An 18,481-nucleotide genomic window follows, 5' to 3' on the forward strand; every position below is an offset into this window, starting at 1 on the left:
CCAGCCTCTTTAAAAGCATCCATTTTCTTCTCATTATATTCTCGTATCCATCTTCCAAGCATATCTGGACGAATACCTAACTCTCTAGCTACTTCAGAAATATTATCTCTTTCTACTGCCATAGCAACAGACTGAAGCTTAAATTCTTTACTGTAATATCTTTTCTTTTTCATAAGCATAAAATTAATATTCAATGCTTAATGGCTATTCTAAACCCTCCAGTTAAAAGTACTAAGTCCAGTATAAACCTTTGATAGATTACATTAATAATACGCAAACTTCAATTTGGTGAACCGCCGTATACGAGACCCTTACGTGCGGTGGTGTGAGAGGCGCACTCCGTCAGTTTATCTGGCGGAGCCGTCTACTCGATTGGGGTATCGTGTTATTTAATAACTAGCTATTGAGTATTTCTAATAATTTAGAATTTAGGTATAATTTCTCTTTTCCAACTTGTTCACTTGTTAGGAATCCTTCATTTTCTAGTGATTTCAAATAATTTCCAACCGTTTTTAAATTTCCCAATTTTGCTTCTTCGAGGGATTGCCTTTTTGTATAGGGTAATTTGAATAAAACTTCCATCAAATCTTTGGAGTAAACTTTCGGCAATTGACTTTGGATATCTTTTCCCATTTGGCTCATCAATTTTTCGATTCTTTTTATTCTGTTTCGATCCTCTATTGCGGTTTTTTCTATCATATCCAACATATAAAGTATCCAGTCTTTCCATTCATTTTTTTCGGTGACAGCTCTTAGGTTTTGGTAGTAAGCATTTTTGTTTTTCATTATGTAACCGCTAAGGAATAATGCTGGCAAGTCTAACAAGTCAGTTATATTAAGATATAGGAGGAGTATAATTCTTCCTGTTCGACCATTGCCATCAAAAAATGGATGTATTGCTTCAAATTGGTAATGGATGATGGCCATTTTTACTAAAGGGTCGACCTCATCTTCGGCATGGATAAAATCTTCTAAGTTTTTCAACTTCTCTCGGATAATATCTTCTCCTTCTGGGGGAGTATACACCGCTTTATTTGTAACTGGATTAGTTAGTTGAGTGCCTGGAGCATTGCGTATTCCTGCTGTGTTTTCCTTTATTTTTTGTACTAGTTGAATAAATAAGTTAGTAGTAAGAAATGGTCGTTTCTTTATTTCTTCTAAACCTAGCCAAAGAGCATCTTTGTAATGTAATACTTCTTTTATTATTGGGTTGTCAGTCCTTTTGTCTGCTATTGAAGATTTAAACAGTTCGTCATTTGTGGTAATAATATTTTCTATTGCAGAACTTGCTTGTGCTTCCTGTAATTGGATGCTGTCGATAAATAAAGTGGGATTTGGAAGGTTGGTTATGGCGCCCTTAAGCTCCGATAGTGCACGGCTAGCTGAAATAGTTTTTTTTAGTATTTCGGTTGTTTCAATTTCCGATTGTGGAGGTAATAAAGGTAAATCGTTGTATGGTTTTTGGGAGTTGTAGGTCACAATTGTTAGATGTTTTAATGAGGGTACTTATTACCCCTGAATAATCAATAGGGGTAAATGTAGTTAAAAAACGCCCTTGTTTTAAATTAGGGTGTAGATATTACCCTCTTTCTAATTTGTGTTTCATGTACCCCAAATTGGCTGGGTAAACTCTATAGAGTTTACTTCTTCTATTATGTGCAAGTTAAGTTTTATGTCTCACAATGAGAATTTTATAATCTTCATGCATCGACGGCAGTGGCAAGGTTAAAATCGTTAACTGGGATTTGAAATCTTTTCATTAAAGTGGATTTGGCAGTGTTCAAGATGACGATTTAGTGAAATTGAGTTATAGTTTACCGTAAATTAAAAACATCTGGTTAATGTCAGAATGTTCTACCCATTTGGAGTAATCAACCAAAAAACCCCGCCAAATCTATGATTTAGCGGGGTTATTGTGACTCGGCTGAGGTTCGAACTCAGGACCCTCTCCTTAAAAGGGAGATGCTCTACCAGCTGAGCTACCGAATCGTCCATTTAAGGAGTGCAAATATAATTGCAATTCTCAAATATCTATAACGTTGTGATAACTTTTTGTATCTTATTTTTCAGTTCACAGTATTACTAATAGATAGAACGAGTATTAATCTAAAAAAGTGACATTATGAGAATATTTTTAATGGGGTACATGGGAAGTGGTAAGTCGACGATTGGTAAGCAGTTAGCTAGGAAGTTGAAGATGGATTTCGTAGACATGGACGATTATATTGAAGAAAAAGAAGGGGAATCAATTCCAGAATTATTCAAGTCGAAAGGGGAACAATATTTTCGAGAAAAGGAAAATCAATCCTTAAAAGAGTTATGCGAATTAGAGAAAACAGTTATTTCATTAGGCGGAGGAGCGCCTTGTACAGATCAGAATCTCGAATTAATTAAAACGTCTGGAAGAAGTGTTTATTTGAAAATGTCTATTCCTGCTCTTATAAATAGATTGTCAAATGGGAAAGAAAGCCGTCCTTTAATAAAGGGAAAAACGGATGATGACTTGAAGTCTTACATTGCTATTAACTTGGGCATTCGAGAAGAATATTACAACCAAGCAGATGTAATTATATCCGGTGAGAACTTCGATATAGAAGACTTATCGTTAAAATTGAGTTATATCGAACCAGCTTTACTTTAAGTAAACACCACTAGTTTTTTTTGAAAAATCTACTGAAACGTGCTCTTGTAGTGTAGTGGAAAGGTGCATGCCTAAATAATCTACACTTACAGGGTATCGTCTATGTTCGCGATCTATTAACGCTACAGTTCGTAGCTTTTTTAAATGAACTCCCAAGAAAAATTTTGTCGCATAAATTAAAGTCTTACCACTTTTAACAACATCGTCCACAATTATAACGACTTTATCCTTGAGTTTTTCTTCTTTCATTTCTAAAGAACAACCATTTTCCATAGGGTCTTTCTTGTCAATTTGAAGTTCGACAAGAATAATATTGAAAGGACTGATTTCTTCTAGTTGTGCGACAAGTAGTTCTGCCAAAATATAACCTCTTTTGGCAATTCCTGCTACGATAATTTCCTTCTCATCAAAGTTGTTCTCGTAAATTTCATACGCGATTCTCTTGATCTTTTGATTGATCTGATCAAGGGTTAGGATAAGGGTCTTTTCTTGGGCCATCTGTGCTTTTTCCAAATTTACAATTTTTACATTTGTTTCAGTAATCCAACAAGATGGGAAGTAAGAAATTAACCCGTAAAGAGAAAATAGAGCAACAGGTAATTGATGAAAGTCAAGGTCCTCAAGCCGAACGTCCAAAGAAAAAGAAGCCTAGAAAGAATGGTTCTTGGTTTACCTTAAAGAGGAAATTAGGATTACTTGTTTCGTTGGTTGCTATTCTTATCTACTCTAATTCAATAGATCACGGTTATGTATTAGACGACGCCTCTGTTATGAAAGATAACTGGGTCGTAAAACGAGGCATCGAAGGGATCCCAATTATCCTTAAAACGGGGTATCGTTATGGATATTGGAATTCTGTAGATTCTGTTTTTCGACCCGTTTCGTTGGTAATGTTTGCAACAGAATGGGAGTTGTTTCCGGATACACCTTTTTTCTATCACCTGATAAATGTATTGGTATATGCACTTACATGTTTCTTAATGTTTGTTGTATTAAGTATGATGTACGGTAGGATTAATATCATTATTCCGTTTGCTATTAGTTTGCTGTACGCGGCACACCCAATTCATACAGAAGTAGTGGCAAATATTAAAAGTAGGGATGTGATGATGACTATGCTGTTCGCGTTATCAGCCTTATATTATATGTTTAAGTATGTCAAGTCGAACAATATTAAACATGCAATTTTGATGGGAGGTAGCTATATGTTATCCATTTTTTCGAACGAGAGCTCGATAACATTTTTAGCGATCGTACCCTTGATATTATATTTCTATACTTCGGTTACAACCAAGAAAAATATGGAGATGTCTGGAATATTTGCGATGGCAGCGGGGTTATGCATTCTTACACGGATTGCAATTTTAGGAGGCGTTGATGGGAATTCGACTTATGTAGCATTAGATAACTTTTTTGTAGACGCACCCAATTATATGGTAAGGTTGGCAACAGCCATGAAGGGACTTGGGAAGTACTTTGCTCTTTTAACCTTTCCCCATCCCTTAACCAGTGATTATTCTTTTAACCAAATCCCATTGGTAGGGTGGACGAACATTTATGCATTGTTCTCGACAATCTTTTTTCTGGGGGCAGGAATATTTTCTTTGGTAAAGTTGAAAACGAAGAATCATTTAGTCTTTGGATTTTTATATTTCGTGATAACGGTTTCTCTTTTCTCTAATATAGTAATGCTCATAGGGGTTGGTTTTGGAGAACGTCTGATGTATTTCCCTTCCCTGGGATTTGTCATCATTTTGGGGCACCTTTTGGCAATGGCTACGAAAGTTGATTACCTAGATGAGTCGTATGAGAATATTAAAGAAGTATTTAGTAAAAATGGTAAGTACATAGGTGTTGTCGCTATTGTCATTTCGCTGTATTCATTTAAAACAATTGATCGTAATACAGCTTGGACCAATAATCAGACTTTATATAGTACCGATATTCAAACGTCTGCAGGAAGTGCTAGAATGCATTATTATCACGGACTGGAGATAACAAAAGTTGTTGCCCTTGCAGAGCCAGACAAAGAAAAGAGGAAGGCGTTTTTCTTAGAAGGTATTTCTTTTTTGGAGAAAGCGGTTGCTATCTATCCCAATTATGCGGATGCTTACTCCCAGATAGGATTAACCTATTATAGGATGGATGACTACGATAAGGCAAAGGAGAAATATCTTAAGGCTCTAGAGTTTAATTCCAAGAAACCACTTACATATAGTAATCTTGGAGCGATCTATTTTAATCGACAACAATATAAAGAGGCGCAAGAAATGTTTGAAAAGGCTATCTATTTCGATCCTCGTTTTGCAGATGGGTATTTGAATCTGGGAAGTGTTTATGGAACTATTGGCGAGAATGTAAAGAGTGTTGCTGCCTTTAATAAAGGGATTGAATACGCACCCAACAATGCAAGTCTTTGGCATTTTGCCGCTATCACTTACCAGAATATGGGCGACATGGAAAATGCACAGAAGTACATGGCCAGAGCTAAACAGCTTAATCCTGCTTTAGGAAACTAGAGTTAACAATGCCACATTTTCTACATGTACAGTATGTGGAAATAAATCCACTGCCTGTACTGACGATACTTTGTAATTGACTGAAAGTAATTCTAGATCTCTCGCTTGCGTAGCAGAATTGCAGCTCACATAAATAACTTGTTTAGCCTTTAATCTATTCAATTCCTCAACTACATCCTTGTGTAGGCCAGCGCGAGGAGGGTCGATTATTACTAAGTCTGGGTGGCCGTTTTTCTTAATGAACTTTTCATCAAGAACATCTTTCATGTCTCCAGCAAAGAACTCTGTGTTCTCGATTCCGTTATTGGCGGAGTTCTCTTTTGCATCTTCAATTGCCTCAGGCAATTGTTCCACACCAATAACCTTTTTAGCTTTCTTAGCTATGAAGTTTCCAATAGTTCCTGTACCACAATAAAGGTCGTACACAATTTGACTGCCATTCAAGTTTGCCATTTCTTCAATTACTTGGTAGAGCTTGTGCGCCTGTATAGAGTTCGTTTGGAAGAATGACTTAGGTCCAATTTTGAAACTGATATCACCAAGTTTTTCAGTGATAAACGTTTTGCCAGTGTAGTGATGTACTTCCAAGTCCGAAATAGTATCGTTTCTTTTTGTGTTTATCACATACATCAAAGAGGTGATTTCTGGGAACGTTTCATTAAGATGATCCATTAAACCAAATCTAACTTCGCGATCTTCTTTCGCGAAAATCATGATAACCATTACTTCGTTTGTAGTGGTTGTTCGGATAATCATGTTTCTCAATAACCCGGTTTGTTCTCTTAAGTCGAAGAATTCAAGTTCATTCTTTAAAGCATATCCTAAAACCGAATTTCTAATTGCGTTTGAAGGATCTGTTTGTAACCAACATTTATCGACGTTTAATATTTTGTCGAATCGTCCAGGAACGTGGAAACCCAATACGTTTTGATTGTAAATAATATCTTCACTTTTAATCTCAGTAGTACTCAACCATCTCTTGTTCGAGAATGTAAACTCTAATTTATTTCTATAAAACTGAGTTGAGTCGCAAGCGATAATGGGAGGGGCCTCAGGTATATCTAATTTGCCAATTCGAGATAAGTTATCTGTAATTCCTTTTTGCTTGTGATTAAGCTGGGCATCATAGTTAATGTGCTGGTAACTACATCCACCACATATTTCGAAATGCTTACAAAATGGCTCGGTTAAGTCATCGGATCGTTTGATGTATTTGATCACATTCGCTTCATAGAACGACTTTTTCTTTTTGTAAACTTCAACGTCTACCACATCACCTGGAATAGCATCTTGCACAAAGATTACCATGCCATCTTTTTTCGCTACGCCTTTACCCTTCGTACCCATGTCGATTACTTCGACATTCTCTATTACCTTCTTACCTTTCATTTTTGCTATAATTGTCGCAAATTTACATCAATTAAAAATCAAATTTTACCGTGGTACTAGAAGAAAATACATCAGCAGCAGAGCAAGAGGCAATTTCGTTAGAAGACAAGCATGGCGCGCATAACTATCACCCGTTACAAGTTGTAATTTCTAAAGGTGAAGGAGTCTTTGTTTGGGATGTAAACGGGAAAAAATATTTTGATTTTTTATCGGCATACTCAGCTGTTAATCAGGGGCACTGTCATCCTAAGATTATTGGTGCGCTTACGGAGCAAGCACAAAAATTAACGCTTACATCTAGAGCATTTTATAACGATACCCTTGGTGAGTACGAAAAATTCGCAACGGAATATTTTGGTTTTGATAAGCTATTGCCGATGAACTCTGGTGTGGAAGCGGTGGAGACAGGAATTAAGCTTGCACGAAAATGGGGCTACCAAAAGAAGGGTATTCCAGCAGATCAAGCAAAGATTATATTCTGTGAAGGTAACTTCCATGGACGTACTATTACGATAGTGTCAGCTTCGAATGATGAAGTGGCAAAAAATGAGTTTGGCCCATTCACTCCAGGAATTGAAACAATACCTTATAATAATTCGGATGCATTAGCGGAAGCTCTTAAGGATATCAATGTAGTTGCTTTTATTGTAGAACCGATTCAAGGAGAAGCAGGTGTACTTGTTCCTGAAGATGGTTATTTGGCTCGATGTAAAGCATTGTGTAAAGAGAATAATGTTCTTTTCATTGCGGATGAGATTCAAACAGGAATCGCCAGAACAGGTAAGTTATTGGCATGCGATTACGATGGTATTAAACCAGATATCCTTCTTTTAGGTAAAGCTTTATCAGGGGGCGTACTTCCAGTATCAGCAGTATTTGCCGACGATCATATTATGATGTGTTTGAAACCAGGTGAGCATGGTTCAACTTTCGGAGGTAATCCATTGGCGAATAAAGTGGCTATAGCTGCTTTAGAAGTTGTACGTGACGAGAATATGGCTGAGAACTCAATGCGTCTTGGTGAGATATTGCGAGAGGGCTTAAGAGCAATTGATTCCGATATGATCACTTTGGTTAGAGGAAGGGGGTTGTTAAACGCAATTGTCATCAAGCCTAAGAATGGGGTGGATGCAATGGAGCTTTGTATTAGAATGAAGAATAATGGTTTATTAGCCAAGCCAACACACGAGGATAAGATCAGATTTGCACCACCTTTGGTAATTACAGAAGAGCAAATAAAAGAATGTATTCAGATTATTTCGGATACAATAAAAGCTGTCTAAATCCGGACAATTAGTTTTAGGTTAATTAGTCGTGCTGTTAGAGAATTAGGCACAGCGTATTGATTTCCTGTTACATCTTTAACCCAAATATAAGATACGACATTGTCGATTTGAAGAAGGTTAAATACTTCGGCAGAGAACCATATCGACTTTAAATGTCGACCAAATCCTTTTTCTTTTTTAACACGGTCTTCTTCTAATAGCGTGTACGAAAATCCAATATCAACACGTCTGTAGGGTCTTATCCGTAAAGTGTCTCGGTACCTATCAAAGCTAGGTGGACCAAAAGGCAATCCGCTTCCAAAGACCATTTTCAACTGCATTTTAAACTTAGGCCAACGGGGTAAGTAATCTTGAAACACGATACTCATGTGCACACGTTCATCTGTTAGTCTGGGTATGGCGCCAGGCTCAATTTTAACACTGTCTGTTATTGTTTGGTCTTCTGTAGAGTAACTAATTTTTTCTCCTGAATTATTGAGATACTCGTAATAGAAGTCGTTTCTTAAATCTTCTTCTGTTTTCATAACGCTTAAACTAGCCCAAGATTCAACTCCCTTTACGAATTCACCGTTTATTCGTAGATCAACGCCGGTTGCATAACCTTTAGCCATGTTATCTGCATAATAGCGAATACGAACGTTGTTAATTTCATACGGAATAAGATCGTCGAATTTCTTGAAATAGATTTCTGATACAAACTTAAAAGGCCTGCTCCAAGCTCTGAAATTATAATCGCTACCTGCTACAAAATGGATACTTTGTTGTGCTTTAATGTCTTTATTTAGTATCCCATATCGGTCTCTCAGTTCACGATAGAAGGGAGGTTGGTAGTATACTCCAGCCGCTAACCTAAACATGAAATCCTTTTCCCAATCAGGTTGAATGGCGAATGAAGCCCGAGGACTTATTAAAGATTGTTTGCTGTAATCCCAATAATTAAATCGAGTTCCGTAGTTCAGAAAGTATTGATCATTTTTACCAAAGTTGTTGGTGTTTTGAATAAATGCCGAATACCGGTTTGTCTCTAATTTGGCACTTGCATGAAGTGATTCGTAAATATCAAAATCTTCATTCTCCGAAATTGGAAGTGAGTAGTCCGATGAATCAACGTATTGCCATTCACTTAATTTGTCTTTAATTAATTCGTGTTGATAGGTGAGCCCCCAAGTAAGTTCGTGTTTGTCTTTAATATGATACCCCTTGTGGCTTGCATTGTATATTGTCGCATCCAAATAATTTCTGGCGTGCATTAGAAATCCGCCAACCCCAAGGTTAATTGTATTTCTTACAACATCACCTCCTGTATTGTCTGCTTCAACTTCATCGAGCCAATACTGTCCAAGTAGATCGTAGGTTTCGGATTCAAATGTTCTAAATCCAGAAGCAATAAGTTTAAGGGTGGTGTATTCGTTGGGTTTGTAGATGTTTGAAATAGCCGACATATAAGTTTCGAATTCGTCCACTTCACGTCCATCGAAATAAACAGTAAGCCTAAGTACTTTATCGATAGTGCCGAAGTCAGATTCTCTTGTTTGTGGAATTATATTGTAGCTGTTTTTAGAATAGTTAGATAGGACATTGATTTCATACTTCTTGCCAAATTTATAGGTTGCAAACCCCTGTATATCTACAAAATTAGGTTTGTATTCTCCTTTTGTATCTAAACTATTAAGGAGGTACGCATTCGATTTTTGTCGAGCTCCGAGCTGATAAGTAAACTTTTCGTTTTTACTTCTATCTTCAAGATGCACTGTGGCACCGAGTAAACTAGCCGACGCATTTGCCGAAAACTTGATTGGTTTTCTGTAGGTGATGTCTAGCACCGACGAAAGTTTATCGCCATATTTTGCTTCAAATCCACCAGCGGAAAATTGTACTGAGCTTACCATGTCAGGGTTAATAAAGCTCAAGCCTTCCTGCTGTCCGGATCTAATTAGAAACGGTCTGTATACTTGGATATCGTTTACATAAACAAGATTCTCGTCGAAATTTCCGCCTCTAACAGAATATTGAGAACTCATTTCATTGTTTGACGAAACACCCGGTAATGTCTGGATCAAGTCCTCGATTCCACCAGTGGTACTAGGCATAGTTTTAGCCAAAGTGGGATCAACAGAAATAGTGTTTCCTGCTCGTTTAACTCTATCCTCAATAGTAACTCCAAGCAGTTCTTCTACATTATCTTCTAAGGAGATATTTGATTCAATTGCTTCTCCGGTTGGGGTTATATCTTGACTGAAAGTTTTGAAGGTAATGTGTGAGATGATAAGTTTTAAAGTAGAATCCCCTTCGATTGTGTGAGAAAATCTGCCAAGAGAATCAGTTGTTGAACCACCGGCAATTCCAAGTATTGAAATATTCGCGTTGAACACGGCTCTTTTGTTTTTATCTGTGATAACTCCAGAAACTATGGAGCTCTTTTGTGCCGATAGAAGGAGAGGAATGGAAATAAATGAGAGTAAGAAAATTATTCTGTAGATACCTTTCATGCTATACACGGGGCTGTGGAGAATAATAAACTGTTTTTGACCTTAAATATTGCACGCTTTAAGCGATGAAAATGTTAATAAAATGTTAGGTATATCAGTTCATTAAAATAGGCTTGAGACTATTGAAATTACTAGCTTTACCAAGAGCATATTCGCTCAAAAATAACTTTTTTTTCAGACCTCATGCCCGATTTTTCGCACCTACACGTACATACCCAATATTCCTTATTGGACGGTGCTGCTCAAATTGACCGTTTAGCATTAAAGGCGAAAGAGGATAATATGAAGGCCCTTGCTATTACCGATCATGGTAATATGTATGGAATTCCCAAATTCACTTCTACTTTGCAAAAGCATGGCGTTAAGCCAATTATAGGTTGTGAATTTTATCTTACCGATGATATGTTCGATAAAAAGAACAAAACTAGGTACCATCAAGTTTTGCTGGCAAAGAATCAACAGGGGTACAAAAACCTGTCTATACTTTGTACAAGAGGAGCTACTGAAGGGTTTTATTATAAGCCAAGAATAGACAAAACATTAATTCGTGAGTTTAGCGAAGGACTTATTGCAACCACTTGCTGTTTGGCTGCCGAAGTGCCACGGGCAATTATTCAACATGGTGAGGCCGCTGCTGAGAAAGTATTCGAAGAGTGGTTAGACATTTTTGGTGATGATTTTTACATTGAACTGCAACGTCACGGTATAGAAGATCAGAATATTTGTAATGAAGTACTAATAAAGTTCTCTAAGAAGTACGGCGTTAAAATGATTGCCACAAACGACGTTCACTATGTGGACAGGATAGATTCTGAAGCTCAGGATATTCTGTTGTGTCTTCAGACGGGAAAAGATTACGACGATCCCAATCGAATGCGTTTTGACGGGGATCAATTCTATTTGAAGACAAAGGCCGAGATGGCAGAAATCTTTAAAGATGTACCCGAAGCTCTAGAAAATACCATTGAAATTGTTGACAAGATTGAGACTCCTAAAATCACTAGGGATATCCTAATGCCTGCTTTCAATATCCCTGAACAATTTAATACGGAAGATGAGTTTCTTAGGTATTTAACATTCGAAGGGTGTAAGAAAAAGTATGGCGAAATTACTTCTGAAATATCTGAGAGGGCCGATTATGAGTTGAAGATTATTAAGGATATGGGCTTTGCAGGCTATTTCTTAATTGTTCAAGATTTTACTACTGCGGCCAGAGAAATGGGCGTGAGCGTAGGTCCAGGAAGGGGGTCTGCAGCTGGCTCTGTTGTAGCTTTCGCTTTAAATATTACCAATATTGATCCTATAAAGTATGATTTACTTTTTGAAAGGTTCTTAAATCCAGAAAGGGTATCGATGCCAGATATCGATATTGATTTTGATGATGATGGAAGACAAAGAGTAATTGATTGGGTAGTAGAAAAACATGGTAAAGATCGTGTTGCTCAAATTATCACATTTGGTACGATGGCGGCAAAATCATCTATTCGGGATGTTGCTCGGGTTTTAAAGTTGCCTTTACACGAAGCAGATAAATTGGCGAAGCTTGTTCCGGATACACCTGGAATAACATTAAAGCAAGCTTTCAAAGAAGTAAAAGAATTAGCAGACGCTCAGAATAGTAAAGATCTATTAATAGCTCGGACGCTAAATTTTGCAAAAATATTAGAAGGCTCTGCTCGTCACACAGGAATTCATGCAGCTGGAGTAATTATTGCGCCAGATAATTTAGAGAAGTATCTCCCAATGGGTGCTGCCAAAGATTCTGATCTGATGGTTACCCAATACGATGGTAAGTACGTGGAAGGTGTAGGGATGCTTAAGATGGACTTTTTAGGACTGAAGACTCTTTCTATTATTAAGGATGCCATTATCAATATCAAGGAAAATCATGGTGTAGAAATAGATATTGATGAAATTGATTTAGAGGATGAAAAGACATATGATCTTTATCAGAAGGGGAATACGATAGGTACATTCCAATTTGAGAGTGAAGGGATGCGTATGTATCTAAAAGAACTGAAACCTACAAATATTGAGGATTTGATTGCAATGAATGCATTGTATCGTCCCGGCCCGATGGATTTTATTCCGCTTTTTATTGACCGTAAGCAAGGAAGAGAGAAAGTAGAGTATCCGCACGAAATGCTTGAGGGAATATTGAAGAACACCTATGGTATTATGGTGTATCAAGAGCAGATTATGCAAGCGGCGCAAATAATGGGTGGCTTTTCTCTTGGTTCTGCAGATATTCTTCGAAGAGCGATGGGAAAGAAGAAGATGGAGATCATGGAGGAGCAAAGCCGGATCTTTATCAAGGGAGCAGAAGAAAAAGGTGTTTCTGAGGCCGATGCTAAATCTGTTTTCGATACGATGTCGAAGTTCGCTCAATATGGATTTAATAGATCGCATTCTGCTGCGTACTCAATTGTTGCATACCAAACCGGCTATCTCAAGGCCAACTACATGGCAGACTACATGGCTGCTGTTCTCACCAGAAACATGAACGATATCAAAAAGGTCGCTTATTTTATGGATGAGTGTAAACGACAGAGTATACCAGTTCTCGGGCCAGACGTTAATGAGAGTAGTTATACTTTTAAAGTGAATAAGAAAGGGGAGATCCGATTTGGACTTGGAGCAATAAAGGGCGTAGGTGAGGGCGCTGTAGAAACTATTGTGAACAAACGAAATGAAGGTGGGGCGTATAAAACCCTTACCGATTTTGTACTTCGTATTGAGTTGCGTCAGGCAAATAAGAAATGCATGGAGAGCCTTGCTCTTGGTGGTGCTTTTGATTGTTTTGAGGATATTTATCGTTCACAATATTTTCATCGGGAAATGGAGGGCAGTCCAAGTTATTTGGAGCAGATGATTAAGTTCGGAAATGCTTATAAAAGCAGCAAGGAGGAAATGGAATCTTCTCTATTTGGTGGAAGTGCCGAAGTAGAAATAGAAGAACCTAAACTACCTGATTGTGAAAAGTGGCCTAGGTTAGAAAAAATATATAAGGAGAAAGAAGTTACCGGTCTTTTTATCTCTGGCCATCCATTGGATGATTATAAATTGGAACTTAAATATTTCTGTCCACATACAGTTTCGGATGTAATCGACATGGAAAAGCATAAAGGTAGAGAGCTTACATTAGGTTGCTATATTGGCGAAGTGGCTCATAGAACTACCAAAACAGGAAGACCTTTTGGAACTTTTACCATTGAGGATTATCGCGATACATATCAAATAGCTTTGTTCTCTGAAGACTATTTGAAACTAAGACATATGCTTGTTCCCAATGCCTTTGTATACATCAGAGGTAACGTTAGGAATCGATTTCACCAGGAAGATGTCTGGGAGTTTAAAGTAAATGGAATGCAATTGCTTTCTGAGGTGCGTGAGAAAATGACAAAGAGTATCACCATTAAAGCAAGTGTAGATAATGTGAATGATCATTTAATTAACCGTTTAGATGAATTAATGGATCTGGAGGCCGGAAGCTGTAAGATTAAATTGGCGGTGTACGATAAAAAGGAAAGAATAAAAATAGAAATGCCATCAAAGCGAAAAGGTGTGACATTAACGAATGAGTTTATTGACGCTTTGGCAGAAATAAAGGGCGTAACATACGATTTGAACTAACTTATGTCAACTTGGCGCGTAATATTTGGCTGGCAGGCTTCTTGAATAGAGAGATAATTGTAAATTTGAATAAGTAATTAAAAATAAAAATCATGGCACTAGAATTCACAGATCAAAACTTCGAGGAAGTAGTACTTAAATCAGATAAACCAGTATTGGTTGACTTTTGGGCTGAGTGGTGCGGGCCATGTAGAATGGTTGGACCAGTAGTTGAAGAGATTTCAAACGATTACGACGGTAAAGTACTAGTTGGTAAAGTAAACGTAGATCACAATCCAGAAATTTCAGCTAAATATGGAATTAGAAATATCCCTACTATTTTGTTTATCAAAAATGGTGAAGTAGTAGATAAACAAGTGGGAGCTGTCTCAAAAACTGTTTTGTCTGAAAAATTAAACGCTCAGTTGTAATACTTGAAAATGTTAAAGATGCCATCTTTTCCGTACAAACGGAATTGATGGCATTTTTTTTATTTGAAATACTTCTTCCGTATTTTCGTTTAAGCCCAATAACTTACAATCTTGCCAATAAACATTAATCAAGAAAAGATTCGCCAATTTAGTAAGCTCGAATTACTTGCTCGTCAAGTAGTGGAAGGGTTTATTACTGGCTTGCATAAAAGTCCTTTTCATGGTTTTTCGGTTGAGTTCGCCGAACATAGACACTACAATAAAGGGGAATCGGTTCGCCATGTAGATTGGAAACTTTTTGCTAGAACGGATAAGATGTTCGTGAAAACTTACGAAGAAGAAACAAACCTGCGTTGCCAGATCGTTATTGATAGATCTTCTTCGATGTACTTTCCAGTTGTTAAAGACTCTTTTAATTCGGACGTGCAAAATAAAATGTCCTTTTCCATTCATTGTGCAGCATCTATTGTGCAGTTATTAAAGAAGCAAAGAGACGCAATAGGATTAACGGTATTCGGTGATAAAGTAGATATGCATACAAATGCTAAATCTTCGCAAGTTCATCAACGAATGCTTTTTACAGAAATGGATAGATTACTACAACCAATTTCTGAGGATGTTAAAGTTGAAACGAATGCAGCGGATGCACTCCATCTAATTGCCGAGAGCATTCATAAAAGATCTTTGGTTGTGATTTTTAGTGATATGATGGGTAGTGCAGAAAGTCAAGATGACTTGTTTTCTGCACTCCAGCATTTAAAGCACAATAAGCATGAGGTAATTTTATTTCATGTTGCGGACTACGCCAAAGAACTTGATTTTGAATTTGACAATAAATCATATCAATTTGTTGACTTAGAAACAGGTCAGGAGGTGAAAGTGAACCCAAATGAGGTTAAGGCTAACTATGTATCGGCCATGAAGGCGCATCAAAAAGAATTATCTTTAAAGTGTGCTCAATTTAAAATTGACTTCGTGGAGGCTGATATAAATCTAGATTTTGAGCAAGTGCTTTTACCCTATTTAATTAAGCGTGATAAGATGCATTAACGTGCTGTCCGCTTATGCTTTCCGTTTTTCATCTCCTTTCTAATAACCTACTTTTACTTTAATTGACCACAAGCAATAACTCTGTATTGAAACCACTTGAATATATAAAACCACTGGATGGCATTCGGGCCTTGGCTATCTTATTGGTCCTTATCTGGCATTATGGAGTATGCCAAATCCCTCCTGATATAGAAGAGGGGGTAATTACTGATTTAGGGCGATATCTATCGTTAACATGGAGTGGAGTTGACCTGTTTTTTATTCTTTCAGGCTTTCTAATCGGACGAATACTAATCTATTATAAGGGCAGTTCTAATTTCTTTAAATCGTTTTATATTAGGCGGGCCCTTCGGATTTTTCCAGCATACTATTTTGTGCTTATAATGTTTGTTATGCTTGGTATGGCAGGTAAACAAAATTGGTTTCCATGGTTAACGATTAATCCGTTACCTACATTTCCATTCTTCATTTATATCCAGAATTTCTTTATGCCTTCTACATTTGGTCCTCATTGGCTTGGAGTAACTTGGTCTCTAGCTATAGAAGAACAGTTCTATTTAGTACTCCCTTTTGTTATTTATTTTACTAAAAGAACATGGTTGCCAGTCTTGCTTGTTTTGGGAATTATTGCCGCTCCATTTTTTAGAGATTCAATTGATGGATTGGGTGCCTATGTTTTACCTCACGCCAGGATGGATGCTCTATTATTCGGTGTGTTAATTGCATATTATCACTTAAATGGAAAACTTGAAAAAGCTTTTAATAAGAAGGGATTAGTGTTGTTCGTTATTGGGATAGCATCAATCGTTATTATGTTTTTAATAAAGAATACCTTGAATGGACGAATCGGTATTGGGCATCCATTATTGCATACATCTTTTCTTTTTTTATATGGTAGCTTAATCGTTTACACTATAACCCAACCATTAAACGCTTTTGGCAAATTTCTCTCTAATCCTGTATTTAAGCACGTAGCTAAAGTGTCTTATATGATATATTTAACCCATCAAATATTTAGCGGGATGTTTCATATGTGGTTCTTTACATTTTATCCTCAGATGAGAGACCTAGAATCTATAGGTGTTACCCTTTTATCTTTAGCAGCAACTTTTACCTTTGCAACAATATCGTATAAGTATTTTGAAGGACCAATACTTGGATTAGGTAAGAAATATATTTATTAATTATTCGACAACTTATTTAGAAAAGCGCAGTATATCTATACTTAAACAAGCGTGTCAATTAACCAATCAGTGCATCTAATTATGGCTGATATCAATAAAAGAAATTTGAAATCAAGAAAGCATGTTCTCATTACTGGAGGAAATCAAGGAATAGGATTAGAGACGACTAAGGCATTTATAGATCTTGGATATAGAGTTACCGTTCTGGCCAGGGAAAACACACCGTATTTAAAACCGCTTGATTGTCATTTTATCAAATATGACCTCAATGACATTGAGGGTATTTCTAAATTAATATCCACATTAGATCATATTGATGTGCTGATTAATAATGCGGGTATTATGAACGTAATGAATTACAATACTTACACGAAAATTGCGAAAAATAAAGTGATGAAGGTGAACCTCGAAGCACCCGTTGAGTTAATGACGTGTGTATCCAAAAAAATGATTAAAAATAAATCTGGTAGAATCGTAAATAATGCTTCAATCGCTGGGCAAATTGGTCATCCAGATATTTGGTATGGAATAACGAAAGCTGGTATTATTAATGCAACAAAAAGCTTCGCTAAAATATTGGGTCCTCAAGGTATCATCGTTAACTGTATTGCCGCAGGACCTGTTGAAACGGATATGATTCATTCAATTCCAGAAAGCAGGAAAGGGGCCTTGTTAAGTAGTGTTTATTCTGGGAGATTTGCACAAGCTAGTGAGGTGGCTAAAACAATAGCATGGTTGGGTTCTGAAAGTCCAGCTTATATCAATGGCGTTTGTATTGATATAAATAATGGCGCCTTTCCGAGATAATCGATATATCAACACGGAAATATTCAATAAAAAAAAGCTCCTACTTGCGTAAGAGCTTCTTTTTTTGCGGAACGGACGGGACTCGAACCCGCGACCCCCTGCGTGACAGGCAGGTATTCTAACCAACTGAACTACCGCTCCAATTGAGAAGTGCAAATTTAATCGAATTCTTATTAGCTGCAAGAGTAAATGGATATATAATTTAAAAAAATAGTTCGTCGCTGGAAATGAGCATATTTCGGTGTGAATAATTATTTATTAAAACCATTTAATTCCATTGAAATAACAATCAATCAATTTACATTTGTCTCCACTTTGGTTCCATATGTATGGAATAATAGGGAATCCGGTTAGAATCCGGAGCAATCCCCGTTGCTGTAAGCTCATTTTGAGTTTCGACAATCTTGCCACTGTTAGCTTAGGCTGATGGGAAGGCGTTGAAACAGAGCAAGCCAGAAGACCTGCCAAAGAGATATAGGTTCGTAGCTTTCGGGAGAAAGGAGATGGATTTCAAATCTGATTATCAGATGCGATTTTACCTCCAATTATTTTCTAACTACATATTTTAACTGTTCCGGGTGTGGGACGAAATTTTAATTAAATGAAAATAAACAAACAATACGTTGCTGGGCTTTTGGGTCTAATGATGACATCTACATTGGCATTTGGCCAAATGGGAGTGAAGGAGATTATAATAAGCAGTGGAGGTAGTTGGGAATCCGGATGTGGAAATACCTGTATGGATTACGTTACAATGTCATCCTACAATACTGCTACAGGTGTTAATACAGTTTTTGACGAAATCAAAACACAATCTACAAATGATGTAATCGTAGACGATGCGAATGAGTTTGCTTATGTTGCTGCATCTGATTCTATTGTTAAATACGATTTGTCAGATTATTCTAGGGTAAGTGCTATAGCTGCCTCCAGTATGCAACGAATGGCAATATTTGGAACTAGCCTTCTTGTCACAAACGGTAATTACAATGGCGACCCTTTTGTTACGTCATATAATACTTCTGATTTGTCTTTTGATGCTGGTATCTCTGGAATTACTGGAGCAGCAAAGG

14 protein-coding genes, 2 tRNA genes and 1 riboswitch are annotated in these 18,481 nt (G+C 37.1%); of the genes, 9 read left to right on the forward strand and 7 right to left on the reverse strand.

All coding sequences use genetic code 11. The annotated features are described in order from the left end of the window. The 3 genes from HRT72_05730 to HRT72_05740 form a co-directional block, all read right to left on the reverse strand. A partial coding sequence (locus HRT72_05730; GenBank protein NQY67207.1) for a transposase occupies positions 1-173 on the reverse strand: 173 nt, incomplete at its 3' end. 223 nt (positions 174-396) lie between these two features. Then, on the reverse strand, positions 397-1,482 hold the full coding sequence (locus HRT72_05735; protein NQY67208.1) for a Fic family protein: 1,086 nt from the start codon (positions 1,480-1,482) through the stop codon (positions 397-399). A 434-nt stretch (positions 1,483-1,916) separates the two neighbouring features. After that, positions 1,917-1,989, reverse strand: a tRNA-Lys gene (locus HRT72_05740). 133 nt (positions 1,990-2,122) lie between these two features. Between HRT72_05740 and HRT72_05745 the strand changes: the two genes are divergently transcribed. Continuing rightward, a complete protein-coding gene (locus HRT72_05745; protein ID NQY67209.1) occupies positions 2,123-2,641 on the forward strand; it encodes a shikimate kinase in 519 nt (172 codons plus the stop codon). Here HRT72_05745 and HRT72_05750 read toward each other — a convergent pair. Beyond that, positions 2,633-3,139 (reverse strand): phosphoribosyltransferase, encoded by a 507-nt coding sequence (locus HRT72_05750; protein ID NQY67210.1) that lies wholly within the window; start codon positions 3,137-3,139, stop codon positions 2,633-2,635. The two genes, HRT72_05745 and HRT72_05750, sit on opposite strands and share 9 nt — an antisense overlap. Before the next feature lie 53 nt (positions 3,140-3,192). Here HRT72_05750 and HRT72_05755 point away from each other — a divergent pair, with 53 nt between their 5' ends. Next, on the forward strand, positions 3,193-5,160 hold the full coding sequence (locus tag HRT72_05755; GenBank protein ID NQY67211.1) for a tetratricopeptide repeat protein: 1,968 nt from the start codon (positions 3,193-3,195) through the stop codon (positions 5,158-5,160). Here HRT72_05755 and rlmD read toward each other — a convergent pair. Next, on the reverse strand, positions 5,149-6,549 hold the full coding sequence (rlmD, locus tag HRT72_05760; GenBank protein ID NQY67212.1) for a 23S rRNA (uracil(1939)-C(5))-methyltransferase RlmD: 1,401 nt from the start codon (positions 6,547-6,549) through the stop codon (positions 5,149-5,151). The two genes, HRT72_05755 and rlmD, sit on opposite strands and share 12 nt — an antisense overlap. A gap of 50 nt (positions 6,550-6,599) precedes the next feature. On the opposite strand from rlmD, the gene rocD reads away from it, so the two are divergent. Then, positions 6,600-7,832, forward strand: coding sequence for an ornithine--oxo-acid transaminase (rocD, locus tag HRT72_05765; GenBank protein NQY67213.1), 1,233 nt, complete (start codon positions 6,600-6,602; stop codon positions 7,830-7,832). Here rocD and HRT72_05770 read toward each other — a convergent pair. Next, positions 7,829-10,324, reverse strand: coding sequence for a TonB-dependent receptor (locus HRT72_05770; GenBank protein NQY67214.1), 2,496 nt, complete (start codon positions 10,322-10,324; stop codon positions 7,829-7,831). The two genes, rocD and HRT72_05770, sit on opposite strands and share 4 nt — an antisense overlap. A 183-nt stretch (positions 10,325-10,507) precedes the next feature. Between HRT72_05770 and dnaE the strand changes: the two genes are divergently transcribed. The 5 genes from dnaE (at position 10,508) to HRT72_05795 (ending at position 17,408) form a co-directional block, all read left to right on the forward strand. Beyond that, positions 10,508-13,957: a DNA polymerase III subunit alpha gene (gene dnaE / locus HRT72_05775; GenBank protein ID NQY67215.1), complete on the forward strand. Its 3,450-nt coding sequence runs from the start codon at positions 10,508-10,510 to the stop codon at positions 13,955-13,957. Between the two features lie 92 nt (positions 13,958-14,049). Beyond that, positions 14,050-14,367, forward strand: coding sequence for a thioredoxin (trxA, locus tag HRT72_05780; protein ID NQY67216.1), 318 nt, complete (start codon positions 14,050-14,052; stop codon positions 14,365-14,367). A 117-nt stretch (positions 14,368-14,484) separates the two neighbouring features. After that, positions 14,485-15,417: a DUF58 domain-containing protein gene (locus tag HRT72_05785; protein ID NQY67217.1), complete on the forward strand. Its 933-nt coding sequence runs from the start codon at positions 14,485-14,487 to the stop codon at positions 15,415-15,417. Positions 15,418-15,503: 86 nt separating this feature from the next. Then, the gene (locus tag HRT72_05790) at positions 15,504-16,601 is read left to right on the forward strand and encodes an acyltransferase (protein NQY67218.1); all 1,098 of its coding nucleotides are present in this window, start codon (positions 15,504-15,506) and stop codon (positions 16,599-16,601) included. Between the two features lie 81 nt (positions 16,602-16,682). Then, entirely contained in the window at positions 16,683-17,408 is a 726-nt protein-coding gene (locus tag HRT72_05795; protein NQY67219.1) for an SDR family oxidoreductase, read from the forward strand. Positions 17,409-17,475: 67 nt separating this feature from the next. Here the strand turns inward: HRT72_05795 and HRT72_05800 are convergent. Continuing rightward, a tRNA-Asp gene (locus HRT72_05800) sits at positions 17,476-17,549 on the reverse strand. A 158-nt stretch (positions 17,550-17,707) separates the two neighbouring features. Beyond that, positions 17,708-17,892, forward strand: a riboswitch (cobalamin riboswitch). 117 nt (positions 17,893-18,009) lie between these two features. Between HRT72_05800 and HRT72_05805 the strand changes: the two genes are divergently transcribed. Further along, positions 18,010-18,481 (forward strand): hypothetical protein (locus HRT72_05805; protein NQY67220.1); only part of this gene is annotated, 472 nt, incomplete at its 3' end.

The sequence above is a fragment of the Flavobacteriales bacterium genome, assembly GCA_013214975.1.
Classification (GTDB): domain Bacteria; phylum Bacteroidota; class Bacteroidia; order DT-38; family DT-38; genus DT-38.

Coding starts and splice junctions, on each gene's coding strand:
- HRT72_05745 (NQY67209.1), top strand. CDS start 2,123: ATGAGAATATTTTTAATGGGGTACATGGGAAGTGGTAAGTCGACGATT.
- HRT72_05750 (NQY67210.1), bottom strand. CDS start 3,139: ATGGCCCAAGAAAAGACCCTTATCCTAACCCTTGATCAGATCAATCAA.
- HRT72_05755 (NQY67211.1), top strand. CDS start 3,193: ATGGGAAGTAAGAAATTAACCCGTAAAGAGAAAATAGAGCAACAGGTA.
- rlmD (NQY67212.1), bottom strand. CDS start 6,549: ATGAAAGGTAAGAAGGTAATAGAGAATGTCGAAGTAATCGACATGGGT.
- HRT72_05770 (NQY67214.1), bottom strand. CDS start 10,324: ATGAAAGGTATCTACAGAATAATTTTCTTACTCTCATTTATTTCCATT.
- dnaE (NQY67215.1), top strand. CDS start 10,508: ATGCCCGATTTTTCGCACCTACACGTACATACCCAATATTCCTTATTG.
- trxA (NQY67216.1), top strand. CDS start 14,050: ATGGCACTAGAATTCACAGATCAAAACTTCGAGGAAGTAGTACTTAAA.
- HRT72_05795 (NQY67219.1), top strand. CDS start 16,683: ATGGCTGATATCAATAAAAGAAATTTGAAATCAAGAAAGCATGTTCTC.